Genomic DNA, 15,522 nt, shown 5'->3' on the forward strand with positions numbered 1-15,522 from the left:
GTTGTCGGGCATGGTGGTCGGATGCGGCAGCACGGGCACCAGCGCGGTACGGCCGACCGGTCAGCGGAGACCCACCCGCGACGCGACACGGCGGTACCCACCTCCGCCGGTGGCCGACCGGTAGCGCGGGAGCCCGCCCTCGACCGGGGCCGTCCCGCCGAGCCGGGCCGCGCCCTCGACGGGCACCGGGTCGACGATGCCGCGCAGGTGTTGGCGCTGCAACGCGCGGTGGGCAACCGTGGCGTCGGCGCTTTTCTTGCCGTGCAGCGGATGATGCCGGCGCCGGCCCAGGGCCAGGCCGCCGGGCAGGCACCGGCGGCGGTGGTCAACCCCGTCGAGATCCAACAGCTGCAGGCCTACCACGCCACCGTCAGGAACGCGCAGGTCCGGAGTCTGCTCGACGAGTTGATCCCGCATCTGCAGCGGGTCACTACCTGGAACCAGACCCCGGGTCGCGGTGGCGGGAACACCCGCAACCTCGGCCCGCCCCCGACGGGTGGGCCCAACCAGTACCAGATCAACTACGCGGCTGGCGGTACGGACTCGGAACGGATCGCCATTCTGGTACACGAGTTGACCCACGTCGCCGTCAACGAGGCGTACCACTCGGACATGCTCAACTATCCGGTGGCACCGCTGCCGGCGACCTCGACCGCGACCACCGAAGGGCAGCGGCAGACCGAGCGCATCGGCGCCACCAACCGCAACGACCTCGACAGCTTCCGGGCGCAGGTCGTCGGCAACGCCGCCACCCTCCTGGAACTGCTGCCGCAGGCGGGATTCACCCAGGCCAGGATGCAGGAGGCGGCCGACAAGCTCAGCGCCCACACCGCGCAGAACCCACTGCACGAGTACGACGCGGTCCTCAGCCACCTGCTGGTCTGGGCCGACCACGACGGGGTCTCCCGAACGACGCCGTTCTACGAGAAGCTGACCGAGATGGTGACCGAGGCCGCCGGGTGGCGCGAGGCCGGCATCATCACCCCGACCGCCGACGCCGGCAGCCTCCCCGCCGAGCAGGCCCGGGCCCTGACGGCGCGACGCGCGATGACCGTCCCGACCCCGGCACCCGCGGCGGGTCCGTCGAACCACCGCACGATCCGCGGCCGGGCGATGAACATCCTCAACCGGCTGGCCGAGCGGCTCTCCAGGGACGACCGGAGCTGACACCCGACCGGGCGGGACCTGTCCGATCTCGACAGGTCCCGCCCGGTGCCGGGTCGTGGGACTGGTTCGCGGCCGGCGCCGCGAACTCCCTCGCTAGCCGGCGTACGTCTCGAACTCGGCGATCCGCGGCGTGCCGTTCGCGCCGGTGATGTCGAAGGTGACCTTCTTCAGCGAGGTCGCCGGGAAGGTGATCACCCCGGCCGAGGTGCCGGAGGCCAGCACGGCGCCGTTGTCGGCGTTGAGCACCCGCCAGGCACGGACGGTACCGGCCGAGCCGGCGGCCTCCCGGATGTTGATCGAGCCGATCCGGGTGGCGGTGCCCCACTTGACGGAGATCTGACCGGTCGATCCGCTCGGCGACCAGACGGTGCTCAGGTTGCCGTCGATCACGTTGCCGTAGCTGGTGCCGCTGGCCTTGCTGGAGCCGTCGGCACCGGCACCGAGGCTCAGGTTGGTGCCGCCCGGGTTGGTGGGCGGGGGGGTGGTCGGCCCCGGGGTGGGATTGGTCGGGCCGGGCGTGGGGTTGGTCGGGCCCGGGGTGGGGTTGGTGGGCGAGCAGCCGCCGTTGGACTCCAGCAGACCCTTGTTGGCGCCGGCGGTCTGGCGGACGATGTCCGGCACGCAGCTGGCCCCGTCGAGACGGTAGGAGTACGGAATGCTGACGGTGGTGTTGGACTGCGGGTTGGGGCCGGCGGGGTTGTTGTCACCGCTGCGGGCCGACCAGGTCACGTTGTCGAAGATGTTGCCGCTGACCTGCCAGTAGCCGGCCTCGCTGGTGTAGAAGGTGCCCAGCACGTCCTTGGAGTTGCGGAAGTGGTTGTTGTCCACCTTGGCGCGCGCCCCGGCCCGGGAGTTGATGCCGGACTCGTAGAGGTTGACGTAGGAGTTGTTGTACATGTGCGCGATGCCGCCGCGCAGCAGCGGCGTACGGGAGTCGATGTTCTCGTACAGGTTGTGGTGGTACGTGATGAAGCCGTTGGAGCGGTCGCTCTCGCTGGAGCCGACCAGGCCGCCCCGGCCGGAGTTGCGCAGCACGCTGTAGGAGAGCGTCACGTACTGGACGTTGTCCTTGAGGTCGAAGAGACCGTCGTAGCCCTCCGACTCGCCGCCGGAGGCCTCCAGGGTGACGTGGTCGACCCAGACGTTGCGGACGGTGCTCTCCATGCCGATGGCGTCCCCACCGTTGGAGGTGGGCGAGCCCGACTTCTTGACGTTGCGCACCGTCACGTTGCGGATGATGATGTTGCTGGAGTCGCGGATGTGGATGCCCAGCTGGTCGAAGACCGCGCCGGAGCCGACCCCGATGATCGTCACGTTGCTGATCTGCTTCAGCTCGATCACCCCGTCGGCGGTGTTGCAACTGTTGCCGGAGACCTTGCTGGTGTTGCCGTGGTTGATGGTCCCCTGCACCTCGATGGTGATCGGGGTGCTGCTGCTGGCCCGGGTGCACAGGGCGGTGTGGATCGCGGTGCCGGTGGTGGCCCGTACCGTCTGGCCGCCGGCGCCGCCGGTGGTCCCACCGTTCTGGGTGGCGTAGCCGGAGGCGCTGCCGGGCGCCGCCGAGGCCTGGGAGGTCGGCAGGGCCACGCAGATCGCGGCGCCGACGGCCGCGGTGGCCAGCGTCGCCTGAAGTCGTCGTGCGACTGGTCGTCTCATTGCACGTCTCACCTTCGTCTGGGGAGAACTGGGTAGTGGTGGGCTGTCTGAGGTGCCGACCGGTGCGCGGCAGCCTGTGAAGCGCGCCGAACCCACCGGGGCCGCGCGGGAGGTGCGAGATCCGGGTCCATGGCGACGCGGTGCGGGGAGCCGCCACGCCGCCCGTCACCGCCGGTGGCCTCGCCCGTCAGGCCACTACCCGAACTCAGGATGAAACATCGATGAAACAGAGTGTAGGAAAGCGTTTTCCGTGAATGCAAGGGCTGCCGCTTGCAGGTTTGTTGCAGTGCCCGATGGCCCGGGGGCGGTCACCAGGCGCAGGGGGCGTAGTCCTTGAGGAAGCAGCCGTACAGGTCCTCGCCCTGCTCACCCCGGACGATCGGGTCGTAGACCCGGGCCGCGCCGTCGACCAGGTCCAGCGGGGCGTGGAAGCCGGCGTCGGCCAGCCGCATCTTCGTCGGGTGGGGCCGCTCGTCGGTGATCCAACCGGTGTCGACGCTGGTCATCAGGATGCCGTCGGTGAGCATCTCCTGGGCGCTGGTGCGGGTCAGCATGTTCAGCGCGGCCTTGGCCATGTTGGTGTGCGGATGCCCCGGCCCCTTGTAGCCCCGGCCGAACTGGCCCTCCATCGCCGACACGTTCACCACGTACTTGCGCCGGGCCGGCGCCGCCGCCATCGCCGGACGAAGCCGACTGACCAGCACGAACGGCGCGGTCACGTTGCACAGCTGCACTTCGAGCAGCTCCACCGGATCCACCTCCTGGACCCGCTGCACCCAGCTGTTGACCGGGTCGAGGTCCGGCACCAGGCCACCGGCGTCGATGGCGGTCGCCGCCGCGATCCGCTCCGGTGAGGCGGAGCCGCTGGTCAGCGCCAGCGCGGTGAGCGCCTGCGGGGTGATCGCGGCCGGGGACGCCGCGGCGGTCAGGCCGGCCACCGGCTCACCGGCGCCGGCCGGCTTGCCGAAGGTGACCAGCTCCGGCAGCGGACCGTCCGGCAGGGCCGCGGCCTCCGCGGCGACCAGCTGCGCGTACGCGCCGGGGCTGCGCCGCACGGTCTGCGCCGCGTTGTTGATCAGAATGTCCAGCGGTCCCTGCCCGGCCACCGAGTCGGCCAGGGCGATCACCTGGGCGGGGTCGCGCAGGTCGATCCCGACCACGCGCAGCCGGTGCAGCCAGTCCCCGCTGTCCGGCATCGCGGCGAACCGGCGGACCGCGTCGTGCGGGAACCGCGTGGTGATCGTGGTGTGCGCGCCGTCCCGAAGCAGCCGCAGCGCGATGTACATGCCGATCTTCGCCCGGCCGCCGGTGAGCAGCGCACGCCGCCCGGTCAGGTCGCAACGGGCGTCCCGGCGCTCCCGGTTCAGGCTGGCGCAGGACGGACAGAGCTGGTGGTAGAAGGCGTCCACCTGGTGGTAGCGCTGCTTGCAGACGTAGCAGCCGCGCGGGTTGTGCAGGAAGCCGGCGGTGGCGCCGGTGGTGGGGGAGGCCAGCGGGATGCCCTGGGTCTCGTCGTCGATCCGGCCCGGGGCGCCGGTGGCGGTGGCCGCCGTCACGGCCCGGTCGGCCGCCGCGACGGTCTCCCGCCGCTGCTCCCGCCGCCGTTGCTTGATCATCTTGTAGAGCCGCGCGGTGGCCCGCTGCACCCGCACCACGTCCGGGTGGTCAGGCGGCAGCTCCTCCAGCGCCGCGAAGACGCTGAGACAGGTTTCGAGCTGGCCGTGGTCGATCCCACCCGGACCGGTTCGCGTGCTGTCGTCCGCCGTCATCCCGTTGCCGTCTCGTCCCGTTCCTGCACCAAGCCGGCCCGCGCCGGAGCCGTAGCCCGGCCCCGCCCCGTCCGGCGGCCCGTCCGGGCCGGCAGCCAGCGTACCCGGGCTGCCGGCCCGGCCGAGGTGGTGCCGTGGGTCGACCGCTCAGGGGGCCATGACCTGCCACGGGCTCTGCCCGTCCATCCATGCCCCAGCCAGGATCTCTGCCGACTTGCGACCCGGACACGGGTAGATCTTCGACCGGCCGGTGCCGCCACCGGCTCGGGCCTCGACCTCCCATGACTCTCCGTCAGTTCGAATGAACACATCGCGACGACCTCGCACGGTGCGGTCGCCGTTCCACCAGTGACGTTCGATTCTCACCTACCGACCGTATAGCGACAGGTCGGCATACGGAAAGTTGGCGACCCTGATTTGTTCGTCCGACCGGCCCGGGTAAGCCCTCGCGGGTCAGCTGGAGGCCGTGTTGGACGAGGTCAGCAGCGGCGGACAGAATGGGGGCATGGGGACGGGTGCGAGCGGTGTGGCGACGGCGGGCGGACCGGCCCCGCGGGCGCTGCCCGCCCAGATCTTCGACCCGCTGCGGCTGGCCGCGGTGCACCGTACCGGGCTGCTGGACACCGGCGCGGAGGAGCCGTTCGACCGGCTGGCCCAGCTCGCCGCGACGCTGCTGGGCACCCCGTTCGCCTTCGTCACCGTGGTCGACGACCGGCGTTCGTTCTGGAAGAGCTGCATCGGGGTCGACACCACCGACCCGCAGGACCGGCAGAACCCGGTGCAGGAGTCGTTATGCCAGTACGTCATCGGCACCGACGCGGAGCTGATCGTCGCCGACGCCCGGGTCGACTGGCGGAGTGCAGGCGCTGGTGGTTGTACCAGTCGACCCACTCGGCGGTGGCCAGTTCGACCTGGGCGAGGCTTCGCCACGGACCTCGGGGCTTGATCAGTTCGGTCTTGTAGAGGCCGATGGTGGATTCCATCAGCGCGTTGTCCAGGGCGTCGCCGACGCTGCCGATCGAGGCGTCGATACCGACGTCGAGCAGGTGGGTGGTGAACCGGAACGACGTGTACTGGCTGCCCGCGTCGCTGTGGTGCACCAGACCCGACCCGACCGGCTGGCCGGCGCGGTCACGGCGCCACAGTCCCATGTCCAGGGCGGCCAGGACCAGCGGGGTCCGCTTGTTCGTCGCCGCGGACCACCCCACGATCGTCCTGGAGTAGACGTCCACGACGAACGCGACGTAGACAACGCCGGACCAGGCGGCGACGTGGGTGAAGTCAGCAACCCAGCACCGATTCGGTCGGGCGGCGGTGAAGTCCCGTTTGAGCAGGTCGGCGGCCCGTTCATGCCCCGGATCGGCGGTGGTGGTGCGGATCTTCCTGCCGCGTACGACACCGGTCAGGCCGGCGTCACGCATCAACCGCTCGACCGTGCACCGGGCCGCCGGATGCCCTTGGCGGCGCAGCTCGTGCCAGATCTTGCGGGCTCCGTAGACCCTGTAGTTCACCGCGTGGATATCCCGGATGAGTTCTGTCAGCCGCGCATCATGCACCTGCCGCTTCGACGGCGGACGCTTCTTCGCCGCCCAGAAGCCGCTCGGGGTGATCTGCAGCCCGTGCTGACGCAGCACGCGACAGATCGGCTCGACTCCACCGAAGCGGTCCCGATGCTCGTCGACGAAACTCACGAGCGTGTCGTAGGCCGGTCGAGCTCGGCCGCGAAGAAAGCCGACGCGGCCTTCAAGATCTCATTCGCCCGCCGCAACTCGGCGTTCTCCCGCCGCAGCCGCCTCAGCTCCGCCGACTCCTCCGACGTCACCCCCGACCGCCGGCCGTCATCGACCTGCGCCTGACGGACCCACTTACGCACCGTCTCGGCCGTGCCGATCCCCAGCCGGGCCGCCACCGACGTGATCGCCGCCCAGTCCGACTCGTAGTTCGGCCGCACCTCCGCGACCATCCGCACCGCCCGCTCCCGCAGCTCCTGCGGATACGGCTTCGTTCCTGCCATCTCTCGATCCTTCCCAAGCGGGGAAGTCTCTACAAGATCCGGGGCGGTTCAAAAAGGTCTGGTCAAGCCTCGATGGACTGGCCCTTGATGAGGAACAATCAGGGCAGCTGATCGACAAGATCATATCGGAGGTCCATTATGGTTGATCTGGCCAACGCCAAGTGGCGTAAGAGCACGCGGAGCGGCGACAACGGCGGAGCCTGTGTCGAAGTCGCCGACAACCTGTCCGGTGTGGTGGCGGTGCGAGACAGCAAGGACCCGGCCGGTCCGGCGCTGACCTTCGCGCCGGATGCCTGGAGTGCCTTCATCCGAGGGGCCAAGCCGGGGGCGTGACCCCTTCGGCGGCCAACCAGGGCGAACCCGTCGAAGCCTGCGGGTGCGCTCTGGTTGCCTCGGCCCGTCGGAAGGTGAACGGGAAGTATTCGTAGACCCGGTAGGCCGGCTGGTCTGGGCGTCCCCAGGCCGGCCCGGCCCAGGCCATGAACTGGCTAGACCGGGACGAAGGTGGCGGCCAGCACCCGCCAGTTGCCGTCCTCACGTAACCAGAGTCGGGTGTAGCGCAGCCGCGCGGACACCGCGGCACCGCCCTGAATGGCATCCACCGCGGCGACCGTGCGGGTCACCCCGGTCTGACCGTCTTCCTGGACGTCGAGCGACTCCTCCACCAGGCTGGTGATGCGCAGTGCACCGGAGCGGTAGCTCGCCAGGTCGTCGTCCTTCGTGAAGACGGTGCCGTCCGGCCCGGCAGCCACGACCTGCGGGTGCAGTAGGGCGTCGAGGGACTCGACATCGGCGGCACGCTGGGCGGCTTGGAGGTGCCGTTCCGCGGTGAACAGATCCATCCGCTGATCCTGCGCACCGCGCCGGAACAAGACAAGCGGGTTCGCTCGCGGCAGAGCGGCGACGTCATTCCGGTAGGGCGTTCACGGCGCAACCAAACCTCGGCAACTTCTGCAGGTTCGCTCTGGTTGCTTCGGTCCGCCCGGAAGGTGAGCCCCGCCTACGCCGGTGGCTCGTCCGCGACGTACACGCCGCTGCCGGCGCGGCCGACGGTCAGGCCACGTTCCCGAGTCAGTTCCAAGGCGCGCTGGATGGTCGACACGCTTACCGAGTAGAGATCGGCCAGCTCCCGCAGCGACGGCAGCTTGGTGCCGGGCTCGTACTCCCGAGCGGTGATCCGGGCGGTGAGGTCGTCCGCAATCTGCCGCGACGACATCGGTATGGGCATGCTGTCTCTCCCTGGCTGGCCTGGCGATTAGATCACGACTCGCCGGACACCTCCTCTCGGTGATTTACCTAGGTCATACAGTGACCTAGATTGACCAATGTCCTTCCACCCTGGCTGGCGTCTGGTGCGGGGACATGCACAGCAACTCCACGCGAAGCTGCGGTTCCCACCCGGGCGCTGCCGCCTACGGCGTAGAACGGAGGCACATGGACGCGAGTGGACCGGGTGACGATGAGACGGGCGGTGACCAACTAGGCGATGACGCAGCCGGTGGAAGTGGCATGGTCTACCGGTCGAAGCGGAACCTCCTGACCCCCGTGGAGGTGCGGTGGCAACGGTTTCCGTTGACCGGGCTCGGTCGGCGAGGGCTGTCGCCCGAGGCGGTGGCGCGGTTCCTGCGGCGGGTCGAGGCCGACCTGGGGGTGCTCTACGGCGAGGTCGTCGACGCCCGGGACCAGGTTCGACGGTACGAGCGTGCGCTCAAGGAGTGGCAGTCCGGGCAGTGGCGGTCCAACCAGCGCCGCTACCGGGACGGGTGACCGATGCCAACCTGTCCGTCCCGGCACGGGCCGGCGCGACCGGAGTGGGCAGGCGCGGTGCGTCGGCAGCCGACCGGCCCGCCCGCCGACGGACCCGACCCCGACCGTACGCCGTCGTGAGCGACCTTCCCTCGCCCGGTGACGTGGTCCGGGTGACCCGCAGGGCGTCCGTGCAGTTCCACGAGCCCATCACCTTCCGGGTGATCAAGGTGCTGACCGAGTATCAGACCTACTTCGGCTGGGTGTGGCTGCGGGGCTACCAGCTCGACGACGAGGGTGCCGCCGTGGCCACCCGGGAGATCTTCGTCCGGCCGGCCGAACTGGTACCCGTGCAACGCCGGTCACCACCGCCCACGACCAGGGCCCAACGACACCGGAACATGCCGAGGCCGAGGCCGCGCCCCAAGCCCTGACCCGTTCCGTCCCTCAGCTGGGTGGAAGCGGACATTCGAGGACCGCGATCGAGTTGCCGGTGAACAGCCCCAGGTGCGGATGCCCGGAGAAGATCTGCACCGCCTCGTCGTGCGAGTCCGCCTCCACGATGGTGTAGCCGGTCAGGGCATCGGTGAAGTCCTCGACTCCCTGCGTCGTGACCAGCTTCTTCGCGTTCAGCGGAGCGCCGGGGTCGACAAGAGCCTTCTCGTTGGCCTGCGCCCACGCCGCCCAGGCGTGGATGAACTCGGTCTGCTGCTGTTCGGAGAGTTCGGCCTTGTCGGCCTCGTCGGCCGCACCGTTGAAGAGCGCAAGGAATCTACCCATCCGCGCATGGTAATGGCATCAACACGGGCCGCCACCCCGTGAACACGGTCCCCGACCTGGTCGGTCACCGTCACCCGCCATCGGGGTACGCGTTGAGGATTGTGGAGGAGGCCTGACGATGCGTTCACGTACCCTGTTCGCGCTCCTGCTCGTGCCGATCGCCGCCGCCGGATCGGCGGTGGCCGGCCCGCGCCACGAAGCGACCGCCGCGCCGCCGGCCGAGGTGGTGTTCTCGGACGAGTTCTGGCTCCAGCAGGACCAGTTGGGCCGCGCCGCCGATACCGTCGAGGCCGTCGCCAGGCGCCAATGGCCCGAGTCGTACGCCGGGGTGGAGCTGGACCCGGTCGCCAACGTCCTGATCGTGCGGCGGGTGCCGGGGGACCCCGGTGTCGACGAGGCGCTACGCGCCCTGGTGCCGGTCTCCGTACGGCTTGTCGACGTGGTGTACCCCGAGCGTCAGCTCGACGTCTGGAACGAGCGGGTGCTTGTTGACCGTGGGTACTGGGAGAAGCAGCGGGGCATCGAGATTCTCGAACTCGGCCGTGATCCCGGGCGCTGCGTCCGCATCGGCCTGGACAACCCGGAGCGCGACGGGCCGGCGGTGATCGCCCACTATCGACAGACGATGGCGGTGTGTGTGAGCCAGGGCGATCGGCCCGACCTCCTGATGCCCGACAGCTAGGCCGTCGTCGCCCGCCTGACCCCCGCCCGCCCCCGACATCTGTTGATCGACTCGGTTGGGCAGATGTGGCTGGGTCGGAGGGCGATGGATACCGCCAGTTCAGCCCAACCGAGTCGATCAACGCGGGTTCGCCGCCCGCGGCGGATGGCGACGGGAGGATCAGAGGTAGATCACCCGACTGCGGCGGTCTGTGGTGACCGCGTCCAAGCCGGGCGCGTCGAGGTCCACGTAGAGCTGGAGCAGTTGCACCACCGGGTCGAGGTTCACCCCCGCCGGGAGCGGGATTTTGATGGTGTCGTTGCTCGGCCCGTTCGGTGAGCCGGAGGAGTCCCACACCGCGCGGACCATGTTGCCGTCCGGTCCGGTCGCCTCGACCTCGGCCCGCAGCGTCTTCGGGGTGCCGGTGGCCTCGATGACCGCGGTGAACGACCCGGCCGCGGGGTCCTTGGTGACCGAGAGCTTGACGCCACCCACCACCTGCACCACCGCCCCGATGGTCAGGCCGCGCACCGCGAAACTCAGCGTACGGGCCAGCGTCCCGGTCGACGCGGTGGAGGTCGGGTTGGGGGCCAGGAAGACCTGGCCGTCGGTGAACAGCTTGAGGTCGGGCTCGCACTTGTACGCGCCGCCCTTCGGCAGCGGCTGGTACACGCTGGTGTTCGACGCCGGCGCCGACTGGGTCAAGGTGTAGGAGAGTCCGACGTCGTCACCGGAGATGTTGTGTGCGTAGAGGGACGGTTCACCGTCGATGTTGATCACCTCGAACTGCACACCACCCAGCTGGTACGGGTCGGAGGTCTCTCCCCGCTGCACCAGCACGAGCATCGGCAGGACGTTCGCCGCCACCGTGGCCACCTGCACCAGGGAGCCCAGCCAGTCGTCGAGCCCGGCGAATCGGGACCGGGCCGGCTGCCCCGGTGCGGGGTCGGGAGCTGCCGCCGCGCTGCCCGGAGCTGCCGCCGCGCTGGCCGGAGCTGCCGCCGTGCTGGCCGGAGCCGCCGACGCGCTGGCCGGAGCTGCCGCCGTGCTGGCCGGAGCCGCCGACGCGCTGCCCGGTGCGACCAGCCCGACCGTCGCGGCACCGCCGAGCACGGCCGCGCCCCGCATCACGTCCCGGCGGCTCACCGACCGACGACTGTGCTGTTCATCAGGCATCTCCGACCTCCACGTCCGGCTGTGGTGTGCCGTGAGGTCGGGTGTCGCACCCGCCGCCACACCCTGGGTGTGCGTGATGTTACTCTTCGTAAATATCGAAATCTATCCCTGCGGGCTGGACGGTGGAACGATGAGCGCACCGGTGCCGCGTGCCCGCTGAGCCCCGCACCTCCTCCGGCACTCGTTGATCAACTCGGTTGAGCCGATATGGCTGGGTCGAAGGGCGACGGATACCGCCATATCAGCCCAACCGAGTCGATCAACGCGGGTTCGCGCTACGTGGGTTCGCGCTACGCGGGTTCGCGCTACGCGGGTTCGCGCAATGCGGGTTCGCGCAATGCGGGTTCGCGCAATGCGGGTTCCCCGCCGGGCGGGCGGCGACGACTGCCGATCGGCGCTAGGTTGGGATCCGGAGGTGTCGATGATGAAGCTCGGGCTGCACTACTGGAACTTCGCCACGCCTGCCGAGACGGCGGCGATCGCGCCCACCCTGCTGACCACGGCCACCACTGCCGAACAGGCAGGTGTCGCGTCGTTCACGGTGATGGACCACTACTTCCAGATGGACACCATGGCTCCGGCCGAGGATCCGATGCTGGAGGCGTACACGACTCTGGGTTTCGTCGCGGCCAGGACCGAGCGGATGAACCTGGGCGTGCTGGTCACCGGCGTGATGTACCGCTACCCGGGGCTGCTCGCCAAGATCGTGACCACTCTCGACGTGCTCTCCGGCGGGCGGGCCCGGCTGGGCCTCGGCGCGTCCTGGTACGAGCGGGAACAGCGCGGTCTCGGGGTGCCCGTGGTGCCGATGGCCGAACGGTTCGAGCGGCTGGAGGAGACGCTGCAGATCTGCCGGCAGATGTGGAGCGACGACAACGGGCCGTTCGAGGGCCGGCACTACCGGCTGACCGAGACAATCAACTCGCCGCAGCCGCTGCGCCGGCCGCACCCGCCGATCATGATCGGCGGCGGCGGGGAGAAGAAGACCCTGCTCCTGGTGGCCCGGTACGCCGACGCCTGCAACATCTTCGGCAGCAACCCCGCCGACGTGGCGCACAAGCTGGACGTGCTGCGGGCGCACTGCGCGGCCGAGGGGCGGGACTACGCCGCCATCGAGAAGACCGCGCTGGTGATGCGCCCGGCCCTGGCCGACGTCGACGCCTTCCTCGCCGACGTGGCCGAGTACGCCAAGCTGGGGGTGACCGAGGTGCAGGTCGTTCCGGACCGGCACCCGGTGGAGTTCACCGAGCGGCTCGCCGACCAGGTGCTGCCCAGGCTCGCCGACATCGGCTGAGGCTGACCGCCGGTTGAGGTCGACCGCCGGCCGCCGCCCGCACGCAGGCCGGCGGTCAGTCCTGGCTGGCGCGGTACAGCACCATCCGGACCACGCCCACCCGGTTGGTCACGCCCAGTTTGGCGAAGACCCTGGTCAGGTGCATCTCCACGGTCTTCTCCTTGACGTCCAGCCGGCGGGCGATCTCCCGGTTGGTCAGGCCGTCGCCGACCAGGCCGGCGACCTGCTCCTCGCGGGCGGTCAACGACTGCGGGCCGGAGACCTCCTGCCGGCGTCCACCGTGGCGGGTCCGTGCCGCCAGCCGGACCCGGAGCCGGCCGGTCTCCCGGGCCAGCCGGAGCGCGCCGCACTGCTCGAAGTACTGCTGGGCGCTGCTCAGCTCCCGGAGCGCCGACTCGGTCTGGCCGGTGGCGGCCAGCGCCTGGGCCGCCACCACGGTGGCCCGTCGGGCGTCGACGGCGAGGCCGGCGGCGGCCAGTTCGGTGGCGGCGGTGCTGGCGGCGGTCACCGCGGCGAGCGGGTCCTGGACGGTCAGCGCGTGCGCCCGGGCCAGCCGGGCCAGCGCCGACCGGCCGGGCAGGCCCAGCCGGTCGGCGGCGGTCTGCGCGGCCAGGCCCCAGGAGTCGGCGAGGTCGACCCGGCCGGCCTCCAACGCGGCCCGCGCCTGGTGTTCCAGCAGGGTGATCCGGGACCACGGGTCGGCCGTCGGCAGGTCGGCCGGCCCGGTGAGGTTGCCGCGGTCGTCGGGGTCGTCGCCGCTGGCCCGCACCTCGGCGTGCATCACCCGGCAGACGATGCCGAACCAGCCGATCGCGGACAGGTCGGCCGTCGACCGGGGTGCCGGCCGCTGCTCGACGACCTCGCCGGTCCAGACCGCCACCCAGGACCGCAGGGTCTCGGCGAAGACCCGCAGGGCGGTGTCGCCCGAGGCGGTCGCCAGCTCGACGGCCTCCGTGGCGGTAGCGCCCGCCTCCGCCAGTCGGCCGAGCCCGCGCAGGGCCACCACCTGTGCGCCGAGCAGCCAGGTGAGCTGGGCGTGTCGCCCGGAGCCGTGGCCGGCCCGCAGCGCCCGGGTCACGTGCCGCAGGGCGTCCCACGGCCGTTCCATCACCAGCTCGCTCCAGCCCACCCAGACGCTGGCCTCCAACCGCGCCGCCACCTCCTGGTCGAGCAGCCCGTCCAGCAGCCCGGCGGCGACCGTCAGGTGCGCGGTGGCCGCCGTGACGTCGGCACCGAGGCAGTACGCCAGGGCCTGCAACCCACTGGCGGCGGCCGCCATCGGGCGGGCGTCGGACTGCGGTGCCGCCAGCGCGCGGGCGGCACCGGCTCCGGCGCGGGCCTCGGCCAGGGCGCCGTCGAGCAGGTCGTGGCCGGCCAGCTCGATCAAGAGTGCGGCCCGGTAGCCCTGCTGCGGCGCGGCCGGGCCGTCGAGCTCCCGGCGGAGCATGGCCCGGCCCTGTGCCCGGTGACCGAGCTGGCGTTCCAGCCGGGCGCAGACCGCGACGGCGGCCAACCGTCCGGGGGTCATCCGGGAACCGGCGAGCAACGCCTCCTGCAGGGTGTCGCGGGCGGCGTCCGGGTGCCCCGCCGCGTCCAGCGCCAGACCGAGCGCGAAGCGCAGTTCGGCCCGGGGGTCGTGGGTGTCCGGCCGGTCCGGTACCAGCCGACAGGCGGCCTGCAGCCAGCCGACCGCCGCCTCCGGGCAACGGTCCCGGACGGCCGCCGCCGCGTCCGCGAGGATCTCGGCGGCGTGCAGGTCACCGGGGACGGCCACCCGTACCAGGTGCGGGGCGAGCAACTCGGCCGGGGCGTGGCGGCGACGCAGCACCTGGGCGGCGCGGGCGTGCGCGCCGAGCCGCCAGCCCGGCTCGGTGCTCTGGTAGACCGCGTGGCGCAGCACCTGGTGCCGGAACACGAACTCACCGGTGCCCGCGGTCGGGCGGACGATGTCGTACCGGGACAGCTCGTCGAAGACCGGGTAGCGGCTGCGGTAGGCGAGGTCGGCGACGAACGCCACCGGATTGGGTTCGAAGCAGCCGCCGAGGACCGCGGCGGCCTGGGCGGCGAGCCGGGCCGGCGGGGAGAGCGCGTCCAGCTCGGCCAGCAGCGGCGCGAGCACGGCGGCGGGCAGCGGGTCCAACTCGACCCCGTCCATCCCGGCCGGTCCCGGGCGGGCGCTGGCGGTCAACGCCCGCAGGTAGAGCGGATTGCCGGTGCCGGCGGCCAGCAGCGCCCGCCGCCACCGGGGCGGGCCGGACGCCGGTACGAACTCGGCGCTGGCGACGGGGGCGAGCGGCCCCAGCGGCAGCCGGATCAGCCCCGACGCCTCACGTAGCGCGCTGCTCAGCGCCAGCGGCGCCTGGCGGCCCCGGTAGGCGAAGGCCAGCAGCAGGGCGGCCCGGGGCGGCCGGCCGACCAGGTGCCGGAGCATGGTGACCAGCGTCGGGTCGGCCCGGTGCAGGTCGTCCAGGACCACCACCAGCCCCTGCGGGGTGGCCAGCGCGGTGAGCAGCGCCCGGACGGCGGTGACCTGTCGCCGTACGGTCAGCTCGTCCGGCCCACCGAACTCGGCCGGGCCGGTGCCCTGGTGTGCCGGCACCCGGAGCAGGGTGGCCAGGTGGGCCCGGTGCTCGCGGCGCATCCCGGTGCCCGCCGGGGCAGCGGCGGTCTCGATGTGGTCGGCGAAGGCCCGGGCCAGCGCGGCCAGCCCGCCGGTCGCCACGACCGTGACCGTGGCCATGCCCCGCCGCCGGGCCACCGCGGTCAGTTCGGTGAGCAGACGGCTCTTGCCGATGCCCGGGTCGCCGGTGACCTCCACGAGTTGCCCGGTGCCGGCGACCGCCAGGTCCATCGCCCCGACCAGCGTCGCGTACTCCGCGTCCCGCCCGACCAGGCCCCGCTCCGGTCGGCGTCCGGTGACCGTCCGGGGGGTTGTCGCCTGCAACGTGTCGAGCATTCAGTCCTCCTCGGCGGTGGCCGTCGGGCCGACCGATCGGGTGGCGCGTCGCGTCGGTGGTCCGACCGCGGTGGTCCGATCGTCGGCGAGGTCGGCCAGAAAGGGTTCGGCAACCGGCACGCATTGCCCATTGCCAATTCTTTCCAAAAAGGGGTCCATGGGGGTTCTCTTGTGGCGAGAAGATTCGCGCATTCGGCAAGATGTTAGCGTCCGCCATGAATTGCCGGCAAGGGTCGTCCCGGCCGGGATTTACCTCCCCGAAATGCTGGCCGGTTCGGTTGGCCATTGCGCAGCAAATGGTCC

General features: G+C 71.3%; 14 protein-coding genes and 1 pseudogene. 6 read left to right on the top strand and 9 right to left on the bottom strand.

The window, feature by feature from the left end; all coding sequences use genetic code 11:
- Positions 1-21: 21 nt before the first annotated feature.
- Entirely contained in the window at positions 22-1,167 is a 1,146-nt protein-coding gene (locus tag ACN28G_RS05860; protein WP_421478629.1) for a hypothetical protein, read from the top strand.
- A 93-nt stretch (positions 1,168-1,260) separates the two neighbouring features.
- Here the strand turns inward: ACN28G_RS05860 and ACN28G_RS05865 are convergent, their stop codons facing one another.
- The 4 genes and pseudogenes from ACN28G_RS05865 to ACN28G_RS05880 form a co-directional block, all read right to left on the bottom strand.
- The gene (locus ACN28G_RS05865; protein WP_091435908.1) at positions 1,261-2,823 is read right to left on the bottom strand and encodes a pectate lyase family protein; all 1,563 of its coding nucleotides are present in this window, start codon (positions 2,821-2,823) and stop codon (positions 1,261-1,263) included.
- Between the two features lie 308 nt (positions 2,824-3,131).
- The gene (locus ACN28G_RS05870) at positions 3,132-4,592 is read right to left on the bottom strand and encodes an SDR family NAD(P)-dependent oxidoreductase (RefSeq protein ID WP_421478630.1); all 1,461 of its coding nucleotides are present in this window, start codon (positions 4,590-4,592) and stop codon (positions 3,132-3,134) included.
- A gap of 453 nt (positions 4,593-5,045) precedes the next feature.
- Complete coding sequence (locus ACN28G_RS05875; protein ID WP_421478631.1) at positions 5,046-5,399, bottom strand: hypothetical protein; 354 nt, start codon at positions 5,397-5,399, stop codon at positions 5,046-5,048.
- Positions 5,396-6,606: pseudogene (locus tag ACN28G_RS05880) on the bottom strand (IS3 family transposase). Before ACN28G_RS05880 ends, ACN28G_RS05875 begins: the two are co-directional and overlap by 4 nt.
- 138 nt (positions 6,607-6,744) lie before the next feature.
- On the opposite strand from ACN28G_RS05880, the gene ACN28G_RS05885 reads away from it, so the two are divergent.
- Positions 6,745-6,939, top strand: a complete 195-nt coding sequence (locus tag ACN28G_RS05885; protein ID WP_091435916.1) for a DUF397 domain-containing protein — start codon at positions 6,745-6,747, stop codon at positions 6,937-6,939.
- A 155-nt stretch (positions 6,940-7,094) separates the two neighbouring features.
- Here the strand turns inward: ACN28G_RS05885 and ACN28G_RS05890 are convergent, their stop codons facing one another.
- Together ACN28G_RS05890 and ACN28G_RS05895 are read right to left on the bottom strand one after the other, a co-directional pair.
- Positions 7,095-7,448, bottom strand: coding sequence for a nuclear transport factor 2 family protein (locus tag ACN28G_RS05890; protein ID WP_421478632.1), 354 nt, complete (start codon positions 7,446-7,448; stop codon positions 7,095-7,097).
- 158 nt (positions 7,449-7,606) lie between these two features.
- Complete coding sequence (locus ACN28G_RS05895; RefSeq protein WP_091435921.1) at positions 7,607-7,834, bottom strand: GntR family transcriptional regulator; 228 nt, start codon at positions 7,832-7,834, stop codon at positions 7,607-7,609.
- Positions 7,835-8,115: 281 nt separating this feature from the next.
- On the opposite strand from ACN28G_RS05895, the gene ACN28G_RS05900 reads away from it, so the two are divergent.
- Together ACN28G_RS05900 and ACN28G_RS05905 are read left to right on the top strand one after the other, a co-directional pair.
- Positions 8,116-8,373: a DivIVA domain-containing protein gene (locus tag ACN28G_RS05900; RefSeq protein WP_421478633.1), complete on the top strand. Its 258-nt coding sequence runs from the start codon at positions 8,116-8,118 to the stop codon at positions 8,371-8,373.
- Between the two features lie 116 nt (positions 8,374-8,489).
- Positions 8,490-8,786: a hypothetical protein gene (locus ACN28G_RS05905; RefSeq protein ID WP_175440489.1), complete on the top strand. Its 297-nt coding sequence runs from the start codon at positions 8,490-8,492 to the stop codon at positions 8,784-8,786.
- Between the two features lie 13 nt (positions 8,787-8,799).
- On the opposite strand, the gene ACN28G_RS05910 is transcribed toward ACN28G_RS05905, so the two are convergent.
- Positions 8,800-9,132 (bottom strand): hypothetical protein, encoded by a 333-nt coding sequence (locus ACN28G_RS05910; protein WP_091435926.1) that lies wholly within the window; start codon positions 9,130-9,132, stop codon positions 8,800-8,802.
- Between the two features lie 118 nt (positions 9,133-9,250).
- On the opposite strand from ACN28G_RS05910, the gene ACN28G_RS05915 reads away from it, so the two are divergent.
- Positions 9,251-9,814, top strand: a complete 564-nt coding sequence (locus tag ACN28G_RS05915) for a hypothetical protein (protein ID WP_421478634.1) — start codon at positions 9,251-9,253, stop codon at positions 9,812-9,814.
- Positions 9,815-9,973: 159 nt separating this feature from the next.
- On the opposite strand, the gene ACN28G_RS05920 is transcribed toward ACN28G_RS05915, so the two are convergent.
- Positions 9,974-10,969, bottom strand: coding sequence for a twin-arginine translocation signal domain-containing protein (locus tag ACN28G_RS05920; RefSeq protein WP_421478635.1), 996 nt, complete (start codon positions 10,967-10,969; stop codon positions 9,974-9,976).
- A gap of 424 nt (positions 10,970-11,393) precedes the next feature.
- On the opposite strand from ACN28G_RS05920, the gene ACN28G_RS05925 reads away from it, so the two are divergent.
- Positions 11,394-12,263 carry an LLM class F420-dependent oxidoreductase gene (locus ACN28G_RS05925; protein WP_091446211.1) on the top strand — a complete coding sequence of 290 codons (870 nt, stop codon included), beginning with the start codon at positions 11,394-11,396 and terminating at the stop codon, positions 12,261-12,263.
- A 55-nt stretch (positions 12,264-12,318) separates the two neighbouring features.
- Here ACN28G_RS05925 and ACN28G_RS05930 read toward each other — a convergent pair whose 3' ends face one another.
- The gene (locus tag ACN28G_RS05930; protein WP_421478636.1) at positions 12,319-15,219 is read right to left on the bottom strand and encodes a helix-turn-helix transcriptional regulator; all 2,901 of its coding nucleotides are present in this window, start codon (positions 15,217-15,219) and stop codon (positions 12,319-12,321) included.
- Between the last annotated feature and the right edge of the window lie 303 nt (positions 15,220-15,522).

This window comes from Micromonospora sp. WMMA1923 (assembly GCF_049179195.1).
GTDB lineage: Bacteria > Actinomycetota > Actinomycetes > Mycobacteriales > Micromonosporaceae > Micromonospora > Micromonospora yangpuensis.